This is a genomic window from Leifsonia sp. HAY1-4F, from assembly GCF_056755275.1.
Genome location: NZ_JBNDHX010000701.1, coordinates 1 through 231, shown reverse-complemented (window position 1 = coordinate 231; position 231 = coordinate 1). Strand labels below are relative to the sequence as shown.

1 protein-coding gene is annotated in these 231 nt (G+C 68.4%); it reads left to right on the top strand.

Going from position 1 to position 231, the window contains the following annotated elements:
- The coding region (locus ACPYOG_RS21035; protein ID WP_481295980.1) for a hypothetical protein at nt 1–231 on the top strand (231 nt) is incomplete at both ends.

Sequence of the window (231 nt, the reverse complement as noted above, 5' to 3'; positions counted from 1 at the left end):
GGACCGCGCGATGACGGTCACCGCGAACGTCGATGTCTTCCCGCGGATGGCACAAGGCAAGCCGCTCACCGTCACCATTCCCGCGGGTGGTGCGGCACCGGTGGCGTGGAACCTCACCGCGCCCTCTGGCGTCGATACGCTGCGCTGGACGGTACGGGCGAAGAGCAACGACGGCCGTGCGACCGATCAGGTTACGGTGACTCAGGACGTCATCCCGGCGGTGCCGACCGA